Consider the following 14,933-nt stretch of genomic DNA (forward strand, 5'->3'; position numbering starts at 1 on the left):
GATTAGAGGACCTCGATGATCATAGTGCCTGTTGCATCAACACGCACAGACTGGCCAGGTTCGACGATAGTGGTGGAACTCATTTCCTGAATGATGGCGGGTCCTTCAACCGGCTCTCCGATAGGCAGAGCCGAGCGATTGTAGATCGCTGTCTCAAACCAGCCTTTATCGAAGTAGACCTGCCTCGATCCTACCTTGCCTTCACCACCATCCGGCTGGTGTTCGGAATCAGCCTTGGCCGCGACCGCACCGCTAACGCTGAGGCGCAAATTGACGACATCAATGGCCCGGCCATCGATATCGTAGCCATATTCATGGCGGTGCGCCGCTTGAAACGATTCCACAAAAGTCTGATAGGACGTATTGATTCCGTCCAGCATAAAGACCTGGACTTCATGGTTCTGGCCATCGTAGCGGGCGTCGATGACATAAGACATCGACCTCTTGTCTGCCGCGACATTTTCCCCGTCAAGCCATGCCTGACCCTCGACCTGCATACGCTCGAATTGCGCATGAACGCTTGGCCAGCTCTCTTCCGTCGCTTCGAAGACGCCCGATCGGACGAAGTCGAAACCGATGTCAGAAAGCAGGATGCCGCGCGCGCACATCGTGCCAGGCTGAGTTGGGACGAGGACGGCAGAGAGACCGACTTCGCGTGCTACTGCCCCTGCGTGCAAGGGACCCGCGCCGCCATAGGCGAACAGAGCAAATTCCGAAAGCTTATGACCTTTCTCCGTAGACACTGCCCGAATGGCGCGGCCCATGCTGGCAACAGCGATACGAATGATGCCCAATGCCGCTTCTTCAACGCTGAGACCAAGGGGGCTAGCGATCTGCTCATTGATGGCCCGGCGCGCAGCCTCCGTGTCGACCTTCATACGGCCGCTAAGCAAGGTGTCGGACGAGAGGCGGCCGAGGACGAGATTGGCGTCGGTGATTGTCGGCTCAGTGCCGCCGCGCCCATAGGCAATCGGACCAGGGTGTGCGCCGGCGCTACGAGGGCCGACCTTGAGCGCTCCCGCATCATCGATTGCAGCGATACTGCCGCCACCGGCGCCGATGACGTGAATGTCGAGCATCGGTACGCGAACCGGATAATCGGCAACGAGACGACTGGTCGTAAAGGCAGGGGTCCCATCGAGCACCAACGAGACGTCCGTGCTTGTTCCTCCCACATCATAGGTGATGATGTTGGAGAAGCCAGAGCGCTGCGCAACTTTAGCTGCTCCAACAACGCCTGCTGCTGGACCTGACAGGCAGGTCCGCACCGGATAAGCACGCACCGTGTCGACAGACATCAGCCCGCCGTTGGAATGGATCGTGCGTGGTGGAGATGCGATTTCGAGCGTCTTCAGCCGTTCTACGAAACGCTGGAGGTAGCGATCCATTCGAGGACCGACATATGCATTGATGACCGTGGTCGAGAATCGTTCGAATTCACGGAATTCAGGAAGGATGTCGGAAGAGATGCTGATGTAGGCGTCCGGCAGTACATCGCGTACGATCTCCGCAGCCCGACGTTCATGCGCATCGTTAATGTAAGAATGCAGGAAGCCGATGGCGACGGCTTTCATTCCCGCCTGCCTCATCTGCTCGGCTGCGTTTCGCACAGCTTCCTCGTCAAGTGCGACGAGCATGTCGCCGTTGGCATTTAGTCGTTCCGCGACCTCGATGCACATCCATCGCTCAACGAGCGGTTCAGGTTTTACAACGCTGTAGTCGTATAGGTTTGGCCTGGTTTGGCGGCCAATCTCCAACACGTCACGGCAGCCTCGCGTCGTGATCAGGCCGGTTGGTACACCACGGCGTTCGATGACCATGTTGGTCGCAACTGTGGTGCCATGGCCGACGAATTCGATATCTTCCGGCCGAAAGCCACGCTCGTTGATGAAATAGGCTAGACCAGTCTCGATCGCTTCTGAAGGGTCATGTGGCGTGGACGAGGTTTTGTAATGACTGGCCTCGCCGGTCTTTACGTTAATTGCGGTAAAGTCGGTAAAGGTCCCGCCGACATCGAAGCCTATTCGATACATTGGTCATACTCCTGCGTGGATGGATGAGTGGACAGGAACTGTCGTACCTGTCCGTCGATTTGTTAGGCAGTCAAGGCTGCACACTGTGTGTTTCTAGTGATCGGCATGTGCAGCCTCCGCCACCTCCGCGCCCAAGAAGCGAGACGCCTTGAAGGACTGGAATTCCGGAGGCTTCTGGTCACCTGCAATCCAGCGCGCAAGAGAACCGCAATGCATCGGCGCCAAAGTGACGCCGCTATGTGTGGAAGCGACGAAGACGCCGGGGTGGGTCGGCGACTCGTCGTAGACTGGATCGCCGTCGCTGGTCATCACCCGCAGCGCAGCCCAGCTTCGCATGACGCGGCTTTGTCCGATCAGGGGAAACATTCTCACCGCCCGGCTGGCGAGGTGGGACATGCCACGTTGCGTCGAGCGGTCATCGAGGCCGGCATCTTCCTTCGTATCTCCCATCAGAACGGTACCCTCTGGGGTCTGACGCAGTGATGCGAGTACAATTGGCAGGAAGGGCTTGATCCGTTCGGTTACCAGGATTTCGCCTTTCTCCGGTCGCACGAAGGAACGAAATCCCAAAGGAACGGCAAGTGCGTTCGTTCCGAGCCCGGCAGCGATCACTACCTTTCGGCCGCGGACAACGACATCCCCTGCAAAAACCTCATAGTGACTGCCACGGGAGACAATCTTGTCGACAGCTCTGCCACTCCGCAGTTTGCCGCCCGCGGCTATGAACGATCCGTATAAGCCCCGGTAAAGGGCGAGCGAATGACAATCGCCATCAAGTGTAGAAAGGGAGCCGCCCACCACATCTGGTCCAATGCCAGGCAGTATCTCAAGCACCTCGTTGCGGCCAATCATGCGGCCATCGCTCCCGGGCAATCCGTAGGAGGCAACGCGATTGATCAGCTTTGCCCGCTTCTCGAATTCCTGCTCTGAAAGGCACAGCGACAGACCGAGCCCGGAACGGTAGTGGGTGTCGATTCCGCTCAAGCGCCGGATATCTGCCTCAAACTCAGGCCATGCTTTGACAGCGCTCCAGGTCCAACTGGCATAATCGCGGCCGCGCGCGCCCTTGCTCTGAGACCAGACCAAGCCGAAATTGCCGCGCGCAGCATGAAAATTGGTGTCCTCGCCCTCTAGGAGAGCAACATCGGCGCCGAGCGTCGCAAGGCCCAAACCAACTGCTGTACCGATGAGGCCGCCGCCAACGACCACGATGTCTCTCGTCCCTAGATCCCGCATCTTCGCCCGTCGCAATGTTGATGAAGAAGTTTTGTTATGCCATCTGGTATAAGACAAATAAAATTATGCTCGGTGAGCATCCGCATTTGTTATAGGGAGGATCCCATGATCAGTCAGCGCGCTCTGGAAGCGTTCCGTGCCGTGATGACCACAGGCACCGTTTCGGCCGCAGCGGAGGAGCTCAACGTATCCCAGCCGGCCGTCAGCCGCCTAGTCAGGGACCTCGAAGAATACACGCAACTGCGCTTGTTTAGCCGACATGGCGGGCGCATCGTCGCGACGCGCGAAGCCCATGAGTTTAATGCTGAAATCGAACGCAGCTTCCTCGGTTTGCGCGTGATCGAGCAGGCCGCTCGAGAAATCCGACAAGGACGACGCGGAACGGTTTCGGTTGCGGTGATGCCGGCATTGGCGCAGACAATCCTGCCGGACGTGATGGCGGATGTTCGTGTATCTCACCCAGACTTTCGTCTTGAACTTCTTGCGATGCCGACCCAAAGCATCGTCCGTCAGGTCGCTACACGACAATGTCCTCTCGGGTTGACCTCACCAACCCATCACGCCAATGAAGTTGACGTGGTTAAATCGGGGTCACTTCCGTATAGATGTGTCATGCCTGACGGGCATCCTCTAGCGGCCTACGAGATAATAAGGCTCCAGGACCTTTCTGGCATGGAGTTCATCAATTATACCGATGCTACGGCAACTGGCCGGATGCTTGATCACCGTTTCGCGCACATGACGACGCCTCCAGTCGTAAATGCGCGAGCGCCTATTTCACCGGTTATTGCTGCACTGGTTAGAAAAGGTCTCGGGGTGGCGATCCTCGACCCATTCACAGCACAGGATCACGTCAATCGTGGCGGCGTATCCCGCCCTGTACAAATTGATGAAGAGTTCCACTGGTCCTTCATCAAGCCTTACGGCGAAAAATTAAGTAGCGACCTGATGGCAGTGATTTCGATCTTTGAAGATCTTTCCAAGAACTACGCCTAAACTTAAGTCGCTCCCCTATAAATCTCTAACGCCATTCCAGCGGCGCGAATGTAGTCATCGATAGCTGCCCGGGAAGATTATGTCCTGATCGACGAGCACATTGAACTTGTAGCCGGGCCGAATTTCGAGCGTTGGCTGCACGTCCATGTTGCGCTGAATCGTCCGGTCGGCGACTCTCCCAAAGGTCTCGGCAAAATTCCGCCGGGCTGCATCCGAGGCCGTGTCCTGTGTTGCTAGCGTCGAACTCTCCGGTACTGCCATATCGATGCCGGTCCCGATCAGGGCAATCAGTACAGCCGAGCCAAATGTTTTAAGGTAGTGGTTGTTCACCTTGTCCCTGAACCCGCCATAACCTTCGGCATCCGTCCCGGCCATGCCACCGATCTGCAGTGTCGAGCCGTTCGGGAAGATGATGTCGGACCAGACGACGAGCACGCGGCTCTGGCCGAACGATACCTTGCTGTCGTAACGGCCGAACAGTTTCGTCCCTTGCGGGATCAGCAGGCGATGTCCGGTCGCGCTGTCATAGACGTTCTGGCTCACCTGGGCGGTGATGCGTCCGGGAAGATCGGAATTGATCCCTGTAGTGAGTGTCGCAGGAATGACGGAGCCGCGCTTCAATTCGAATGCCGATTGCTGTGGCACGACGCGGTTCGACAGGTAACCGAGATCCTTGAGATCGGCATTGAAAAAGTCTTCCTTGGGTCGCTGTCCATTCGGATCGACGTTTTGGCCGTCAAGGCCAGCGCGCAGCGCGGCCGAATAGAGGTCCGAAGGGTTTGCCGAGGTTGTTGCCGTTGCAGTGGATGTTCTGCCCGCAGTCGCGTCATCTGTTGTTGATCGCGCTTCCAGTTTGCCGCGGTCGATGGCAAGCGGGGCGTCATATGCCGTGTCCCGGGCCTGCATCCGGGCCATCCGCTGGCGCTGTTGCTCGCGGAGAATCTGCTCTTGTTGTTCACGGGCAAGCCGTGCCCGCCAGACCTCCTCCGGTTCCAGTTCCTGCCCGCGCCGTTGCTCCTGTCTCTGTGCCGGTTGCTGAGTGAAGGGGTTGGCCGCTTTCTCCTCAACCTGTTTTGTTTCGACCGGAGTCGGCTGAAACGTTGTCTGCTGCTGCGGTTCGCCGATAATACCGTCGGTGACACCGCGCTTGATCTGATCGGCAAAAGTTGAGGCAGGATCGCCGGAACTGGTCTCCGGGCCTTTATCCCTCCCGAAATAAAGCCCACGCGAGGCAAGCCCATAGAAGATGATGCCAAGGAAGGCGACTGCCAGCACGATAACGACGACGATCGGCAGGCGATTGATCCGCCGGATCCCCGATGCCGCTTGACTGTTTTGCGCGCCGCCGAGTTTGAGGGATTGTACCATGATATTCTCCCCTCACCCGCGCCGCATCAGCGCAAGCGCGCTCGTCGGCGTGGCACCGGTCGAAGTCACCGTGTAAGCGCGGCCGAGTTCGACGCTGTTGGTCGAAAGGCGCGCCAGCACCTGCCCGTCGAATGATATGATCGCATAGGCAAGTGGGACGACGGTCGTTCCGCTATCCGTCTTCTGGTCGGTGACGACCGCATAACCCCATCCCTTCAGCGCCGCCTCCATTGCCTGACCGAAGGGTGAAGTATCGACCTTTAGTGCAACGGTTGCCTTGTCCGGCCCGATCTGTTCGGCAAGGCGGCTGACCATGTCACCGGCAATGGCGCTCGCCGCTGGTCCTGAGAGTTCGGGCGGCGCGTTGCTGGCGACAAGACCTTCTGTGTCGATCGATTGGCACCCGGAATGGAGGATGGCGAGGATGCAGGCGGCAGCAAGGCTAGGTATAAGGTTCAGGGGGCGTCGAATGAAGGCAAGAATCTTCATCACCGCCCTCCCCTGGTGATCGTTACCTTTTGTTGTTTCCAGCCGACGCCTGAGACGAGCACAGCGCGATCGATGTTGTAATCGGCCACCATCATATTGCTCTTCATGCGGTAGTTGACGATACGGTTCTGGCCACCGGAGACGACGAAGAGAACCGGCGCATCCTGACCCGAGATCGACCGCGGGAACTGGATGTAGGTTTTCAGGCCATCGGAATAGACCCGTGTCGGCCGCCAACCGGCGCTGCCTGATATGGAATAGGAAAAGCTCAGCTGCTCCGCCGGCACCCCGGCGCCGGGGATCGTACTGGCTTCAAGCCGCGCGTTGACGTCGGCGAGTTTCGTGGAAACATCCTCGGGGTATTCGAAGCCGACGCGGGCCATATATTGCGTGGGATGCGACTTGAGCTGGATATGATATGTCCGCCGGGATGTGGTCACCACCATCGAGGTGACAAGTCCCGGTTCGGATGGCTTGACGATAAGATGGATGGCCTGGCCCCCGGCCGCGCCCGATGTCGCCGGCTCCACTTTCCAGCGGACCGTATCGCCGACCAGCACATCGCGCACTACCTCGCCGCCCTGAAGTTCGATATCGCAGACCTGCAGCGGTGAGCAGACGACCGATGGCTGAACCTCGCCATAGAGAAAGATCACCTTACCGTCCGCGCCCTTGGTGACCAGGCCTTTCGACCCGCGCCATTGGGTCGAGAGCCCCATGCCTTTCGCCTCGTTGGCGGTGACACCATCAGCGGCAAGCACAGTCCGGGGGTCGAGGACGGTCAAGGGGACGATCGCAAAAACCAAGAGGCCGATGGCCAGCGTAGCCCGTTGTCTTCTGTGTCTGATATTCATTCTCGGGCCATGCCTTTCAAAGCTGTGCAGTCCAGTCGAAGTCGCGGAGATAGAGACCGATTGGATTAAGACGGATGACGCCTTCGTCCTGGGGTGGCGTCAGCGTCACAGTGGCAATGCCGCGGAAGCGGCGTGTCGCCGTTTCCTTGCCTCGCCGATCGCGCTCGAATTCGGTCCAGTCGACCTGATAACTCTGGTTCGATAGCGCGACGATGTTGTTGACCTCGATGGCCACGGTCGCTGTCTTCGCCTTTTCGAACGGCGAATTCGAGCGAAACCAGGCATTGACCTTTTCGGTCGCCGGATCGGATGTCCGCAGCAGCCCGTAGGTCCGGTCGATGTATTGTTTCTGGACGACGGCGTCGGGCGTGACGGAGCGGAAGTTCGAGACGAAACTGCCGAGCGTAGCACGCACCACGCGCGGATCGGCATATTCGATCTGCTGCGGAAAGCCGGCATTGACGGCCGTGCCGAGCTTGTCGACCTCGACGATATAGGGGATCAGCTTCACCTGCGTGCTCTGGTAGAGCGCATAGCCGAAACCGATCACCGCCATTGTCATGCCGGTGATGCCGACAATGCGCCAGGCGGCGGCCGCTTTCACGTATGAGCCGTAGCGTTCGTTCCATTCGTTGCGCGCAGCGATATAGGGGTTGTCTGGTGGAGTGGGTCCAGCCATGCGCTGTCAGCCTCTTACTTCTTGTCATTGATCGGCGGTGGCGGCTTTGTACCGGCCCGGCCGGATTGCTGGTCGAGCTTGGCGTTGGCGAGGCCGAGCATCGAACCGGCATAGGCACCGGGCGAGCCGATAGCCTTGTCCTTGGCAGCCGAGCCAACTGCGCCGGCCGCTCCGCCAACGCCGGCTTCCAACCCGCGCATGGCGGCACCTGCCAATGACGCTCCCCCTGCCCTCGCGGCACCTGCTGCCTCAAAGCCCCGATTTGCAGCACCGATCGTGAGGAAGCCGGCACCAAGGGCAGCGGAGGCTGCCTGTCCTCCGTGGCGGATGGCCTCCATGCCACCGCCGACCGATGCGCCCTGGACCACACCCTGCAGTATCGGCGGTACATACATGGCGATGACGAAGACCACGACCGAGATGCCGGCGATCGCCAAGGTGGTGATGAACTGTTCAGATGTCGCCGTCGGCGCTTCGGCAAGGCCGAGCAGGATGTCGGAGCCGATTTTGGCGATCATCACCAGCGCCATCAGCTTCATGCCGACGGAGAAGGCGTAAACCAGATATTTGACGGCAAAGTCCTTGGTATGAGAGGAGCCGCCGAGCCCGAGCATGATCATGCCGGCGAGCAGGCCGACATACATCTCGACCATCACGGCCACGAAGATTGCGGCCACCAGCGAGAATGATACGACGACCACGACCATGGCGAAGACGGCAGCGATGGCCAGCGCATTGTCTTCCCACAGTCCGAACTTGGCCTGTTCAGACATTTTAGTCGCAACGCGAATACCAGCGTCAAAGATATTGGCAGGCGAGGCCGAACCGCCGCCCGCACCGATCTGATAGAGGCTGTCGACCACGGCCTTGGCGAACTCCGGGCCCCTGTCGAGGATGAAGGCGAACAGGCCGATGAACATGATGCGTTTGACAAGTTCGGCGAACCAGCTGTCGAGCGAGGCGGCGTTGATCGCCAGCCACACGGCGGCGATTCCGACCTCGATGCCGGCGAGGATCCAGAACAACGATCGCGCGGCGTTCATGACCGTCGTCTCCCAGCCCTTGGCGGCGGTGACAACGGAGTTTTCCAGCGTGGTCAGAACCTGTCCCTGCTGCGCAAGCGCCGGCGAACTTGCCAGCAGGACGAGGCCGATCGCGACGAAAGCCAGTTCGAGCTTGGAGGAAGGGTGAACTACCATCTCGGTTTCATCTCCTGGCCGCCGCGGATGTCACGATTTGAATCCCCGCCGAAGAACTGATCACGACGCCGGCGCTGTTCTTCACTCGAAGGAGTATCGGTCGCGGCCGCGCCAGATCCGGAGGCCGGCTCCGGCTGGACAGTAATCCAGGTGCCGATGCCTGCACTTGCTGCGGCGACGACGGCCAAGAGCGCGAGAATGACGATCAGACGCGAGCTCACCAGCGTGGCTCCATCGTCTGGCCGCCGCGGATGTCGTGTTCGGTCCCGCTGAAGAACTGTTCACGCCTCGCTTGAGCCAGATCCTTCTGTGCCTGCTCCGACTGATACCAGGTGCCCATCATCGTCATCTGTTGCGAGACGAGACCGCGCAGCTTCTGCATCTGCGCCACCTGCTGGGCGGCGATCTGATGCCCGACCTGCAGGGCCTTCATCTGGCCGTCGGATGATTCCGATATGGAGCGCAACGACGACATGGTGCTTTCTTCGCTGGAGAATTGTTCCGACGTCAGGTTCGCGGCCTTCAGTGTGCCGGCGATCGTATCGCGGTTGGTGTCGGACCAGTTCTGGTAGGTCGTGGAAAAGCTCGCACCATCAGGCAGATTGCTCTTCGTCTCGGCAAAACTCTGGAAACGCTGCTTCATGACATCTTCGACATTGCCCATTGAGAAGGCGATGCCCTGCCCCTCGTTGACGACGTTCTGCAGGTTTTTGAGGTCGTTCTCGACCTGCCCCCAGATATGGTCCGGCAGCTGCGCAGTGTTTTGAAGCATGTTCCTGTAGATATTGAGCTGGTTCTGGATCTGCTCGGCCAGCTGATTGATCTGGGTGATCTGGTTGTTGACCTGTTCGGCCGACTTGCCGACGAGGCTTATCAGCTCGGTGTTGTTGGCAAGCTGCGTCCATTCCGTCGCCTGCCCCGTCACGCCGCCGGCGAGCGCCGAGGCGGGCAGGACGATCGGTAAGATGCCGGCGGCGCCAATAGCTACGCAGACAACCTTATTCAGTTTGAAAGAGCGTTTCGGCATGGGCGATCCCCCTTTGCTGGAGCCATTGAAGAGGCCACGAGGCCCCGTGTTCTGAATGGAGAGCTCGGATGCTCTTCAGATCTTCCTTGCCGGAAGCGCCGACGAACGAAAGCGCGATGGGTCCGAGCGCCATGTCGAAGAGACGACGGCCCTCCGGCGAGACGACGTAGTAGTCTCGCTTCGGAATGGCGGTCGCGACGATCTCGATCTGGCGCTCGTTGAAGCCGATGCGCTCGTAGAATTCTCTCGTGCCCGGCTCTCGGGCCGCCCCGTTCGGCAGGCAAATTTTGGTCGGGCAGCTCTCCTTCAGGACGTCGATGATGCCGGAGCGTTCGGCGTCCGAGATCGATTGGGTGGCAAGAACGACGGCGCAGTTGGCCTTGCGCAACACCTTCAACCATTCGCGGATCTTGTCGCGGAAGACCGGATGGCCGAGCATCAACCAGGCCTCGTCGAGGATGATCAGGCTTGGCGCGCCGGTCAGACGCTTTTCAATACGACGGAACAGATAGGTCAGGACAGGGACAAGATTGCGCTCGCCCATGTTCATGAGCTCCTCGATTTCGAAGCACTGGAAGCTGCCCAGCGCCAGACCGTCTTCCTCGGCGTCGAGAAGCTGGCCCATCGGCCCGTCGACAGTGTAGTGATGCAGCGCATCCTTGATCTCGCGCATCTGCACGCCCGACACGAAGTCCGATAGCGACCGCCCGCGTGATTCCGCCATCAGCCCAACCTGTCGGGAGATGGCGTTGCGATAATCGGGAGTAATCGTCACACCCTGCAGCGCAACGAGCATCTCGATCCATTCGGCCGCGAAGGCGTGGTCGCCGTCGGTCGTGAGGTCTGCGAGCGGGCAGAACGAAAGTGCCTTCCCCTCCCCTCCCCCAGTCGCATCTCCGCCGATCTGATAATGATCGCCATCGAGCCCGAGCGTCAGAGGCAGCATCGAGCCGCCCTTGTCGAATGCGAAGATTTGCGCACCGGCATAACGCCGGAACTGCGCAGCGATCAGCGACAACAAGGTGGATTTGCCGGATCCGGTCGGACCGAAAATCAGAGTGTGACCGACATCGTCGACATGCAGGTTGAGGCGGAACGGGGTCGAACCCGACGCCACCTGCATCAGTGGCGGTGAGGCTGGCGGATAAAACGGGCACGGTGCGACCGCGCTTCCGGACCAGACCGAATTGAGCGGGATGAGGTCTGCGAGATTGCGCGTATTGATCAGCGGCTCGCGGATATTGGCGTAGGAGACGCCGGGCAGGCTGCCGAGAAAGGCATCGGTCGCATTCAACGTCTCGATCCGGGCACCAAACCCTTCGGCCTGGATGAGACGGCGGATCGCCTCGCACTTTTCCTGAAGCTGAGTCTGGTCTTCTTCGAACAGGACGATAACCGGCGTGTAATAGCCATACGCTACGAGTTGCGACGACGCCTCGGCAATCGCATCCTCGGTTTCCGCCACCATCATCATGGCGTCCTGATCAAGCGATCGCGATTGGGTCTGGAATAGCTGGTCGAAAAAAGGCCGGACCTTCTGCTGCCACTTCTTGCGGGTGCGCTCGAGTTTTGCCCGCGCTTCCTCCGCGTCCAGGAAGATAAGACGCGACGACCAACGATAGGTCAGCGGCATCAGATCGAGCGCGCTGAGGATGCCGGGCCAGCTTTCTGCGGCCAAGCCGTCGATCGCGACGACGCCGAGAAAGCGATTCTCGATGAGCGGCGTCAGCCCGTGCTGGAGTTCCGCCGTCACCAGCCAGTCAAGATACATGGGGATATCCGGCAGGCGCACCGGATGGTTCTCGCCGGCCACGCAGAAGCGGATGAACTGGAAAAGCTCGTCATAGCGGGCAACACGAAAGCCGCCGCGCTCCGACGTTTCGCGCGTCATCATCCGGCGGATCGACACGACATTGGCTAGATACTGCTCGACCTCCCGGATCGAGGAGAGAAAGCTGTCCAGCGCCTTGTCGGCGTGAGTTGCGGACCGGCTGGCGGTGTCCGAATAGATATAGCGGGTCAGGCCGGAGCGCCGCGGCTCCGGCGGCCGCCAGGTCAGGATCAGCGCATGCCGGCTCTCGAAATGCCCTCTTTCCTTCTGGAAATGTGCACGTCGCTCCGCATCGATCGCGCGGGTGACAAGATCAGGAAAATGGCAGTCGGGCTGTTGCGGGTAATCCGCAGTCGGCACCCTGACGGCTTCGACCTGGATCATCCAGCCGGAGCCGAGCCGCGACAGGATCGCATTGATCTGCCGAGAGACGTCATTGCGTTCGGCGTCCGTCGAACTCTCACTGTCAGGGCCGGCAAAGTACCAGCCGGCCATCAGCGAGCCGTCCTTCAGCAGGATGACGCCGTTGTCGACCAGACCGGCGTAAGGCACCAGATCGGCGAAGGATGGCCCGGAATGACGGAAGGATTTGAGGGCGACCATCTCGACCTCTTCAGAACTTGCGCCATGGCGACGATGTCGCGCGGTAGAAGGTTTTGTAGGAGATGTGCCTGATATAGACCCGCCGCATTAACGGATCGGCTTTCGCCATCATGCGCAGGGCTCCAACCGCGACCAGCCAGATCGCGATCCCGAACAGCGCGGCGTACCAGGTCAGCACCACGAAGATCAGGATGACGGCCACAAGCGCCGTCAGCAGGACAAGTTCGCGGTCGGCGCCCATCAACAGGTTCGGACGCGACAGCGCCCGATGGACCCGCGACCGGATGAGATTGGAGCCGGCGTCAGCCACGATTCCCCTCCCCTCTTTCAATGAGCGTGGCGGAGGGGGAATAATCGAACGGGCCAGCCTGCGAATGAAGCTCGCCGATCGACGCCCCTGTCGCGCCAAACAGGGCGACGATCTGGGTGGCGCCGAGAAGCACGCCACCGACCAGCGCGACGTAGCAAAGCCGTCGGGCAAAGTCGTTCAGCTCCCCGCCGAAGATCAGCATCGCACCGGCGATGGCGACGGCCGCAAGTGCGATGAAGCCGGCCACGGGACCGGTAATCGACTGCTGGATCTGCTGGAGTGGGGATTCCCAGGGAAGGCTGCCGCCACCGGAAGATGCCAGTGCCCCATCAAGGGAGCCGAGCGAGACGAGGGCCAGTGCTGTGACTGTGAGGATAAGATGGGTCTTACGCGACATGGCTGTCCTCGTCGATCTGGGCGTAATGTTCGGTCTGGTAATGGCTGTTGCGGTATCCTTCGATATGAATGACCTCGCGGACCCGCCTCCCCTTTCCCGAGCGTTCGATGGAGACGACAAGATCGACGGCTTCGCCGATCACCTCCTGCATCGGTTGCTGACTTGCTTCGGCCGTCAGCTGTTCCAGCCTGCGCAGTGCCGACATCGCGGTGTTGGAATGGATTGTGGTGACACCGCCGGGATGGCCGGTGTTCCAGGCTTTCAGCAGGGTCAGTGCGGCGCCGTCCCGAACCTCGCCGACAATGATGCGGTCGGGACGCAGGCGCATCGTGCTTTTGAGGAGGCGGGCCATGTCGACCGTATCGCTGGTATGCAGTGAGACAGCGTTCTCGGCGGCGCATTGGATTTCGGCGGTGTCTTCGAGAATGACCATGCGATCGTCCGGAGCGGCCGCGACGATCTCGGCGATGATGGCATTGGCAAGCGTCGTCTTGCCCGAACCAGTTCCGCCCGAAATGACGATGTTCATACGGGAATCGATAGCGCTGCGGATGGCAGACGCCTGGGCTTCGGTCATCACTTTCGACTTTACATAATCGTCGAGCGGTATGAGGCGCGACGCCCGCCGCCGGATCGTAAATGCCGGCCCGGACACGATCGGTGGCAACAGGCCCTCGAAACGGTGGCCGCCGATCGGCAATTCGCCGGATATGATCGGCCGCTCATCGTCAGCCTCTGACTGCAGGGCGTGGGCGACGCTGCCGATCACGACTTCGGCGGCGGAAGGCGTCATTGCGCCGGCTCGTGCTACGCCATGACCGAGCCGCTCGATAAACAGCCGACCATCGGGATTGAGCATGATCTCGACGACCGTCGCGTCATCAAGGGCGACGCAGAGCTGGTCGCCGAGTGCGTCCTGGAGTTTGCGGACAAGGCGCGGATGGGAGCGAAGCTGGGTCACGCGGCGCTCCTGAACGGGCGGCCGTTGTCGTCGGCGATAATCGAACGGTATTCCGGCGGGCAGACCCGTTCGAAGCTCATTCGGTCGGCGGGCAAATGTCCGGCGACGGCGACGGTGTTGCCGATCACGACGGGTTCGCCCAGTCGTGTCATCGGCCAACCGGCGCGCTTCAGGATGCGCTCGAAGCGAAGATCGGTTGCGGTGACGATCTCGTCGTAGCCGTTTGCCATTGACCATTCGATGATGCCGGCAAACATGGTGAGCGTTGCGAGATGCAGTTGGCCTCCTGCCCTCCTCGTCGGCAATGTCGTCTCGACGCAGAAGCGTGAGCTTTCGACCATTGCCGTGGTAGCGCTGAGAGAGCCGGCTGCCAGCAATTGCGGGAACGTCCGCTCCAGCATGGTCGGGCCTGATGCGGGTAAGAGCCGCGCGCAGCCGACCACCCTCTGCCCACTGAGCGTCGCGAGGATATAGGTAGGGCTGAGGGCGTCGTACTGATCCCGTTCGCCGCCGTCCTCGATTGCGACATCCCATTCCAGACGGTTTCCGAACACTTCGGCACGAAGCCGGTGCATTTGCTTCAGGTAAGTGGTCTGGTGTTCATATTGGCCGGGCGAGACGGTCAGAATCAGCATGTTGATCTCCGCAACAACAAACGATGCGGAGAGAAAACATCTCGTTCAGCGTGTGGCTATGTGCAGATCTGCACCCAGTGATTCTCATGAGTCGGGTGTTCAAGGAGCGATTTGCGAGTGCAATCGATCTAGTGCAGCGTTGATTTCATGTGCAAATCTGCACTTGCGGTCCAATTAATTTTTGCCAATGCTGCAGGCTAAGCGATTACGATTCAACGATGAATCAACCCGGATCAAAAAATTGGGTCAATCGCGTTAACTTCTTGTTAACTTTAAATTCCTTGCAGCCAGCCGGGAATCGCGGGATAGTTTCGT

At 59.8% G+C, this 14,933-nt stretch carries 15 protein-coding genes; 1 reads left to right on the forward strand and 14 read right to left on the reverse strand.

Translation table 11 applies throughout. The features are described from left to right. Window positions 1-2: 2 nt before the first annotated feature. Together AVI_RS25620 and AVI_RS25625 are read right to left on the reverse strand one after the other, a co-directional pair. Window positions 3-2,033: a hydantoinase/oxoprolinase family protein gene (locus tag AVI_RS25620; protein ID WP_012649089.1), complete on the reverse strand. Its 2,031-nt coding sequence runs from the start codon at window positions 2,031-2,033 to the stop codon at window positions 3-5. A gap of 93 nt (window positions 2,034-2,126) precedes the next feature. Further along, window positions 2,127-3,242 carry an NAD(P)/FAD-dependent oxidoreductase gene (locus tag AVI_RS25625; RefSeq protein ID WP_197434964.1) on the reverse strand — a complete coding sequence of 372 codons (1,116 nt, stop codon included), beginning with the start codon at window positions 3,240-3,242 and terminating at the stop codon, window positions 2,127-2,129. Window positions 3,243-3,374: 132 nt separating this feature from the next. Between AVI_RS25625 and AVI_RS25630 the strand changes: the two genes are divergently transcribed. Continuing rightward, window positions 3,375-4,265 (forward strand): LysR substrate-binding domain-containing protein, encoded by an 891-nt coding sequence (locus AVI_RS25630; protein WP_012649091.1) that lies wholly within the window; start codon window positions 3,375-3,377, stop codon window positions 4,263-4,265. A 54-nt stretch (window positions 4,266-4,319) separates the two neighbouring features. Here AVI_RS25630 and trbI read toward each other — a convergent pair whose 3' ends face one another. The 12 genes from trbI to traI are packed head-to-tail and all read right to left on the reverse strand — an operon-like array spanning window position 4,320 to window position 14,618. Continuing rightward, on the reverse strand, window positions 4,320-5,633 hold the full coding sequence (trbI, locus tag AVI_RS25635; RefSeq protein ID WP_012649092.1) for an IncP-type conjugal transfer protein TrbI: 1,314 nt from the start codon (window positions 5,631-5,633) through the stop codon (window positions 4,320-4,322). 12 nt (window positions 5,634-5,645) lie between these two features. Continuing rightward, the gene (trbH, locus tag AVI_RS25640; protein ID WP_012649093.1) at window positions 5,646-6,122 is read right to left on the reverse strand and encodes a conjugal transfer protein TrbH; all 477 of its coding nucleotides are present in this window, start codon (window positions 6,120-6,122) and stop codon (window positions 5,646-5,648) included. Further along, the gene (gene trbG, locus AVI_RS25645; protein ID WP_012649094.1) at window positions 6,122-6,976 is read right to left on the reverse strand and encodes a P-type conjugative transfer protein TrbG; all 855 of its coding nucleotides are present in this window, start codon (window positions 6,974-6,976) and stop codon (window positions 6,122-6,124) included. Before trbG ends, trbH begins: the two co-directional genes overlap by 1 nt. Before the next feature lie 16 nt (window positions 6,977-6,992). Beyond that, the gene (locus tag AVI_RS25650) at window positions 6,993-7,655 is read right to left on the reverse strand and encodes a conjugal transfer protein TrbF (RefSeq protein WP_012649095.1); all 663 of its coding nucleotides are present in this window, start codon (window positions 7,653-7,655) and stop codon (window positions 6,993-6,995) included. Window positions 7,656-7,669: 14 nt separating this feature from the next. Further along, window positions 7,670-8,854, reverse strand: a complete 1,185-nt coding sequence (gene trbL / locus AVI_RS25655) for a P-type conjugative transfer protein TrbL (RefSeq protein ID WP_041699534.1) — start codon at window positions 8,852-8,854, stop codon at window positions 7,670-7,672. Next, window positions 8,848-9,075 (reverse strand): entry exclusion protein TrbK, encoded by a 228-nt coding sequence (gene trbK / locus AVI_RS25660; protein WP_012649097.1) that lies wholly within the window; start codon window positions 9,073-9,075, stop codon window positions 8,848-8,850. Before trbK ends, trbL begins: the two co-directional genes overlap by 7 nt. Further along, on the reverse strand, window positions 9,072-9,881 hold the full coding sequence (gene trbJ, locus AVI_RS25665; RefSeq protein ID WP_012649098.1) for a P-type conjugative transfer protein TrbJ: 810 nt from the start codon (window positions 9,879-9,881) through the stop codon (window positions 9,072-9,074). The genes trbK and trbJ overlap by 4 nt, the downstream gene beginning before the upstream one ends. Next, window positions 9,853-12,315, reverse strand: coding sequence for a conjugal transfer protein TrbE (locus AVI_RS25670; RefSeq protein ID WP_012649099.1), 2,463 nt, complete (start codon window positions 12,313-12,315; stop codon window positions 9,853-9,855). The genes trbJ and AVI_RS25670 overlap by 29 nt, the downstream gene beginning before the upstream one ends. Window positions 12,316-12,325: 10 nt before the next feature. After that, window positions 12,326-12,625 carry a conjugal transfer protein TrbD gene (locus AVI_RS25675; protein ID WP_012649100.1) on the reverse strand — a complete coding sequence of 100 codons (300 nt, stop codon included), beginning with the start codon at window positions 12,623-12,625 and terminating at the stop codon, window positions 12,326-12,328. Next, on the reverse strand, window positions 12,618-13,022 hold the full coding sequence (trbC, locus tag AVI_RS25680; protein WP_012649101.1) for a conjugal transfer pilin TrbC: 405 nt from the start codon (window positions 13,020-13,022) through the stop codon (window positions 12,618-12,620). Before trbC ends, AVI_RS25675 begins: the two co-directional genes overlap by 8 nt. After that, window positions 13,012-13,983: a P-type conjugative transfer ATPase TrbB gene (trbB, locus tag AVI_RS25685; protein WP_012649102.1), complete on the reverse strand. Its 972-nt coding sequence runs from the start codon at window positions 13,981-13,983 to the stop codon at window positions 13,012-13,014. The genes trbC and trbB overlap by 11 nt, the downstream gene beginning before the upstream one ends. Then, window positions 13,980-14,618 (reverse strand): acyl-homoserine-lactone synthase, encoded by a 639-nt coding sequence (gene traI / locus AVI_RS25690; RefSeq protein ID WP_012649103.1) that lies wholly within the window; start codon window positions 14,616-14,618, stop codon window positions 13,980-13,982. The genes trbB and traI overlap by 4 nt, the downstream gene beginning before the upstream one ends. Between the last annotated feature and the right edge of the window lie 315 nt (window positions 14,619-14,933).

Source organism: Allorhizobium ampelinum S4, assembly GCF_000016285.1.
Classification (GTDB): Bacteria; Pseudomonadota; Alphaproteobacteria; order Rhizobiales; family Rhizobiaceae; genus Allorhizobium; species Allorhizobium ampelinum.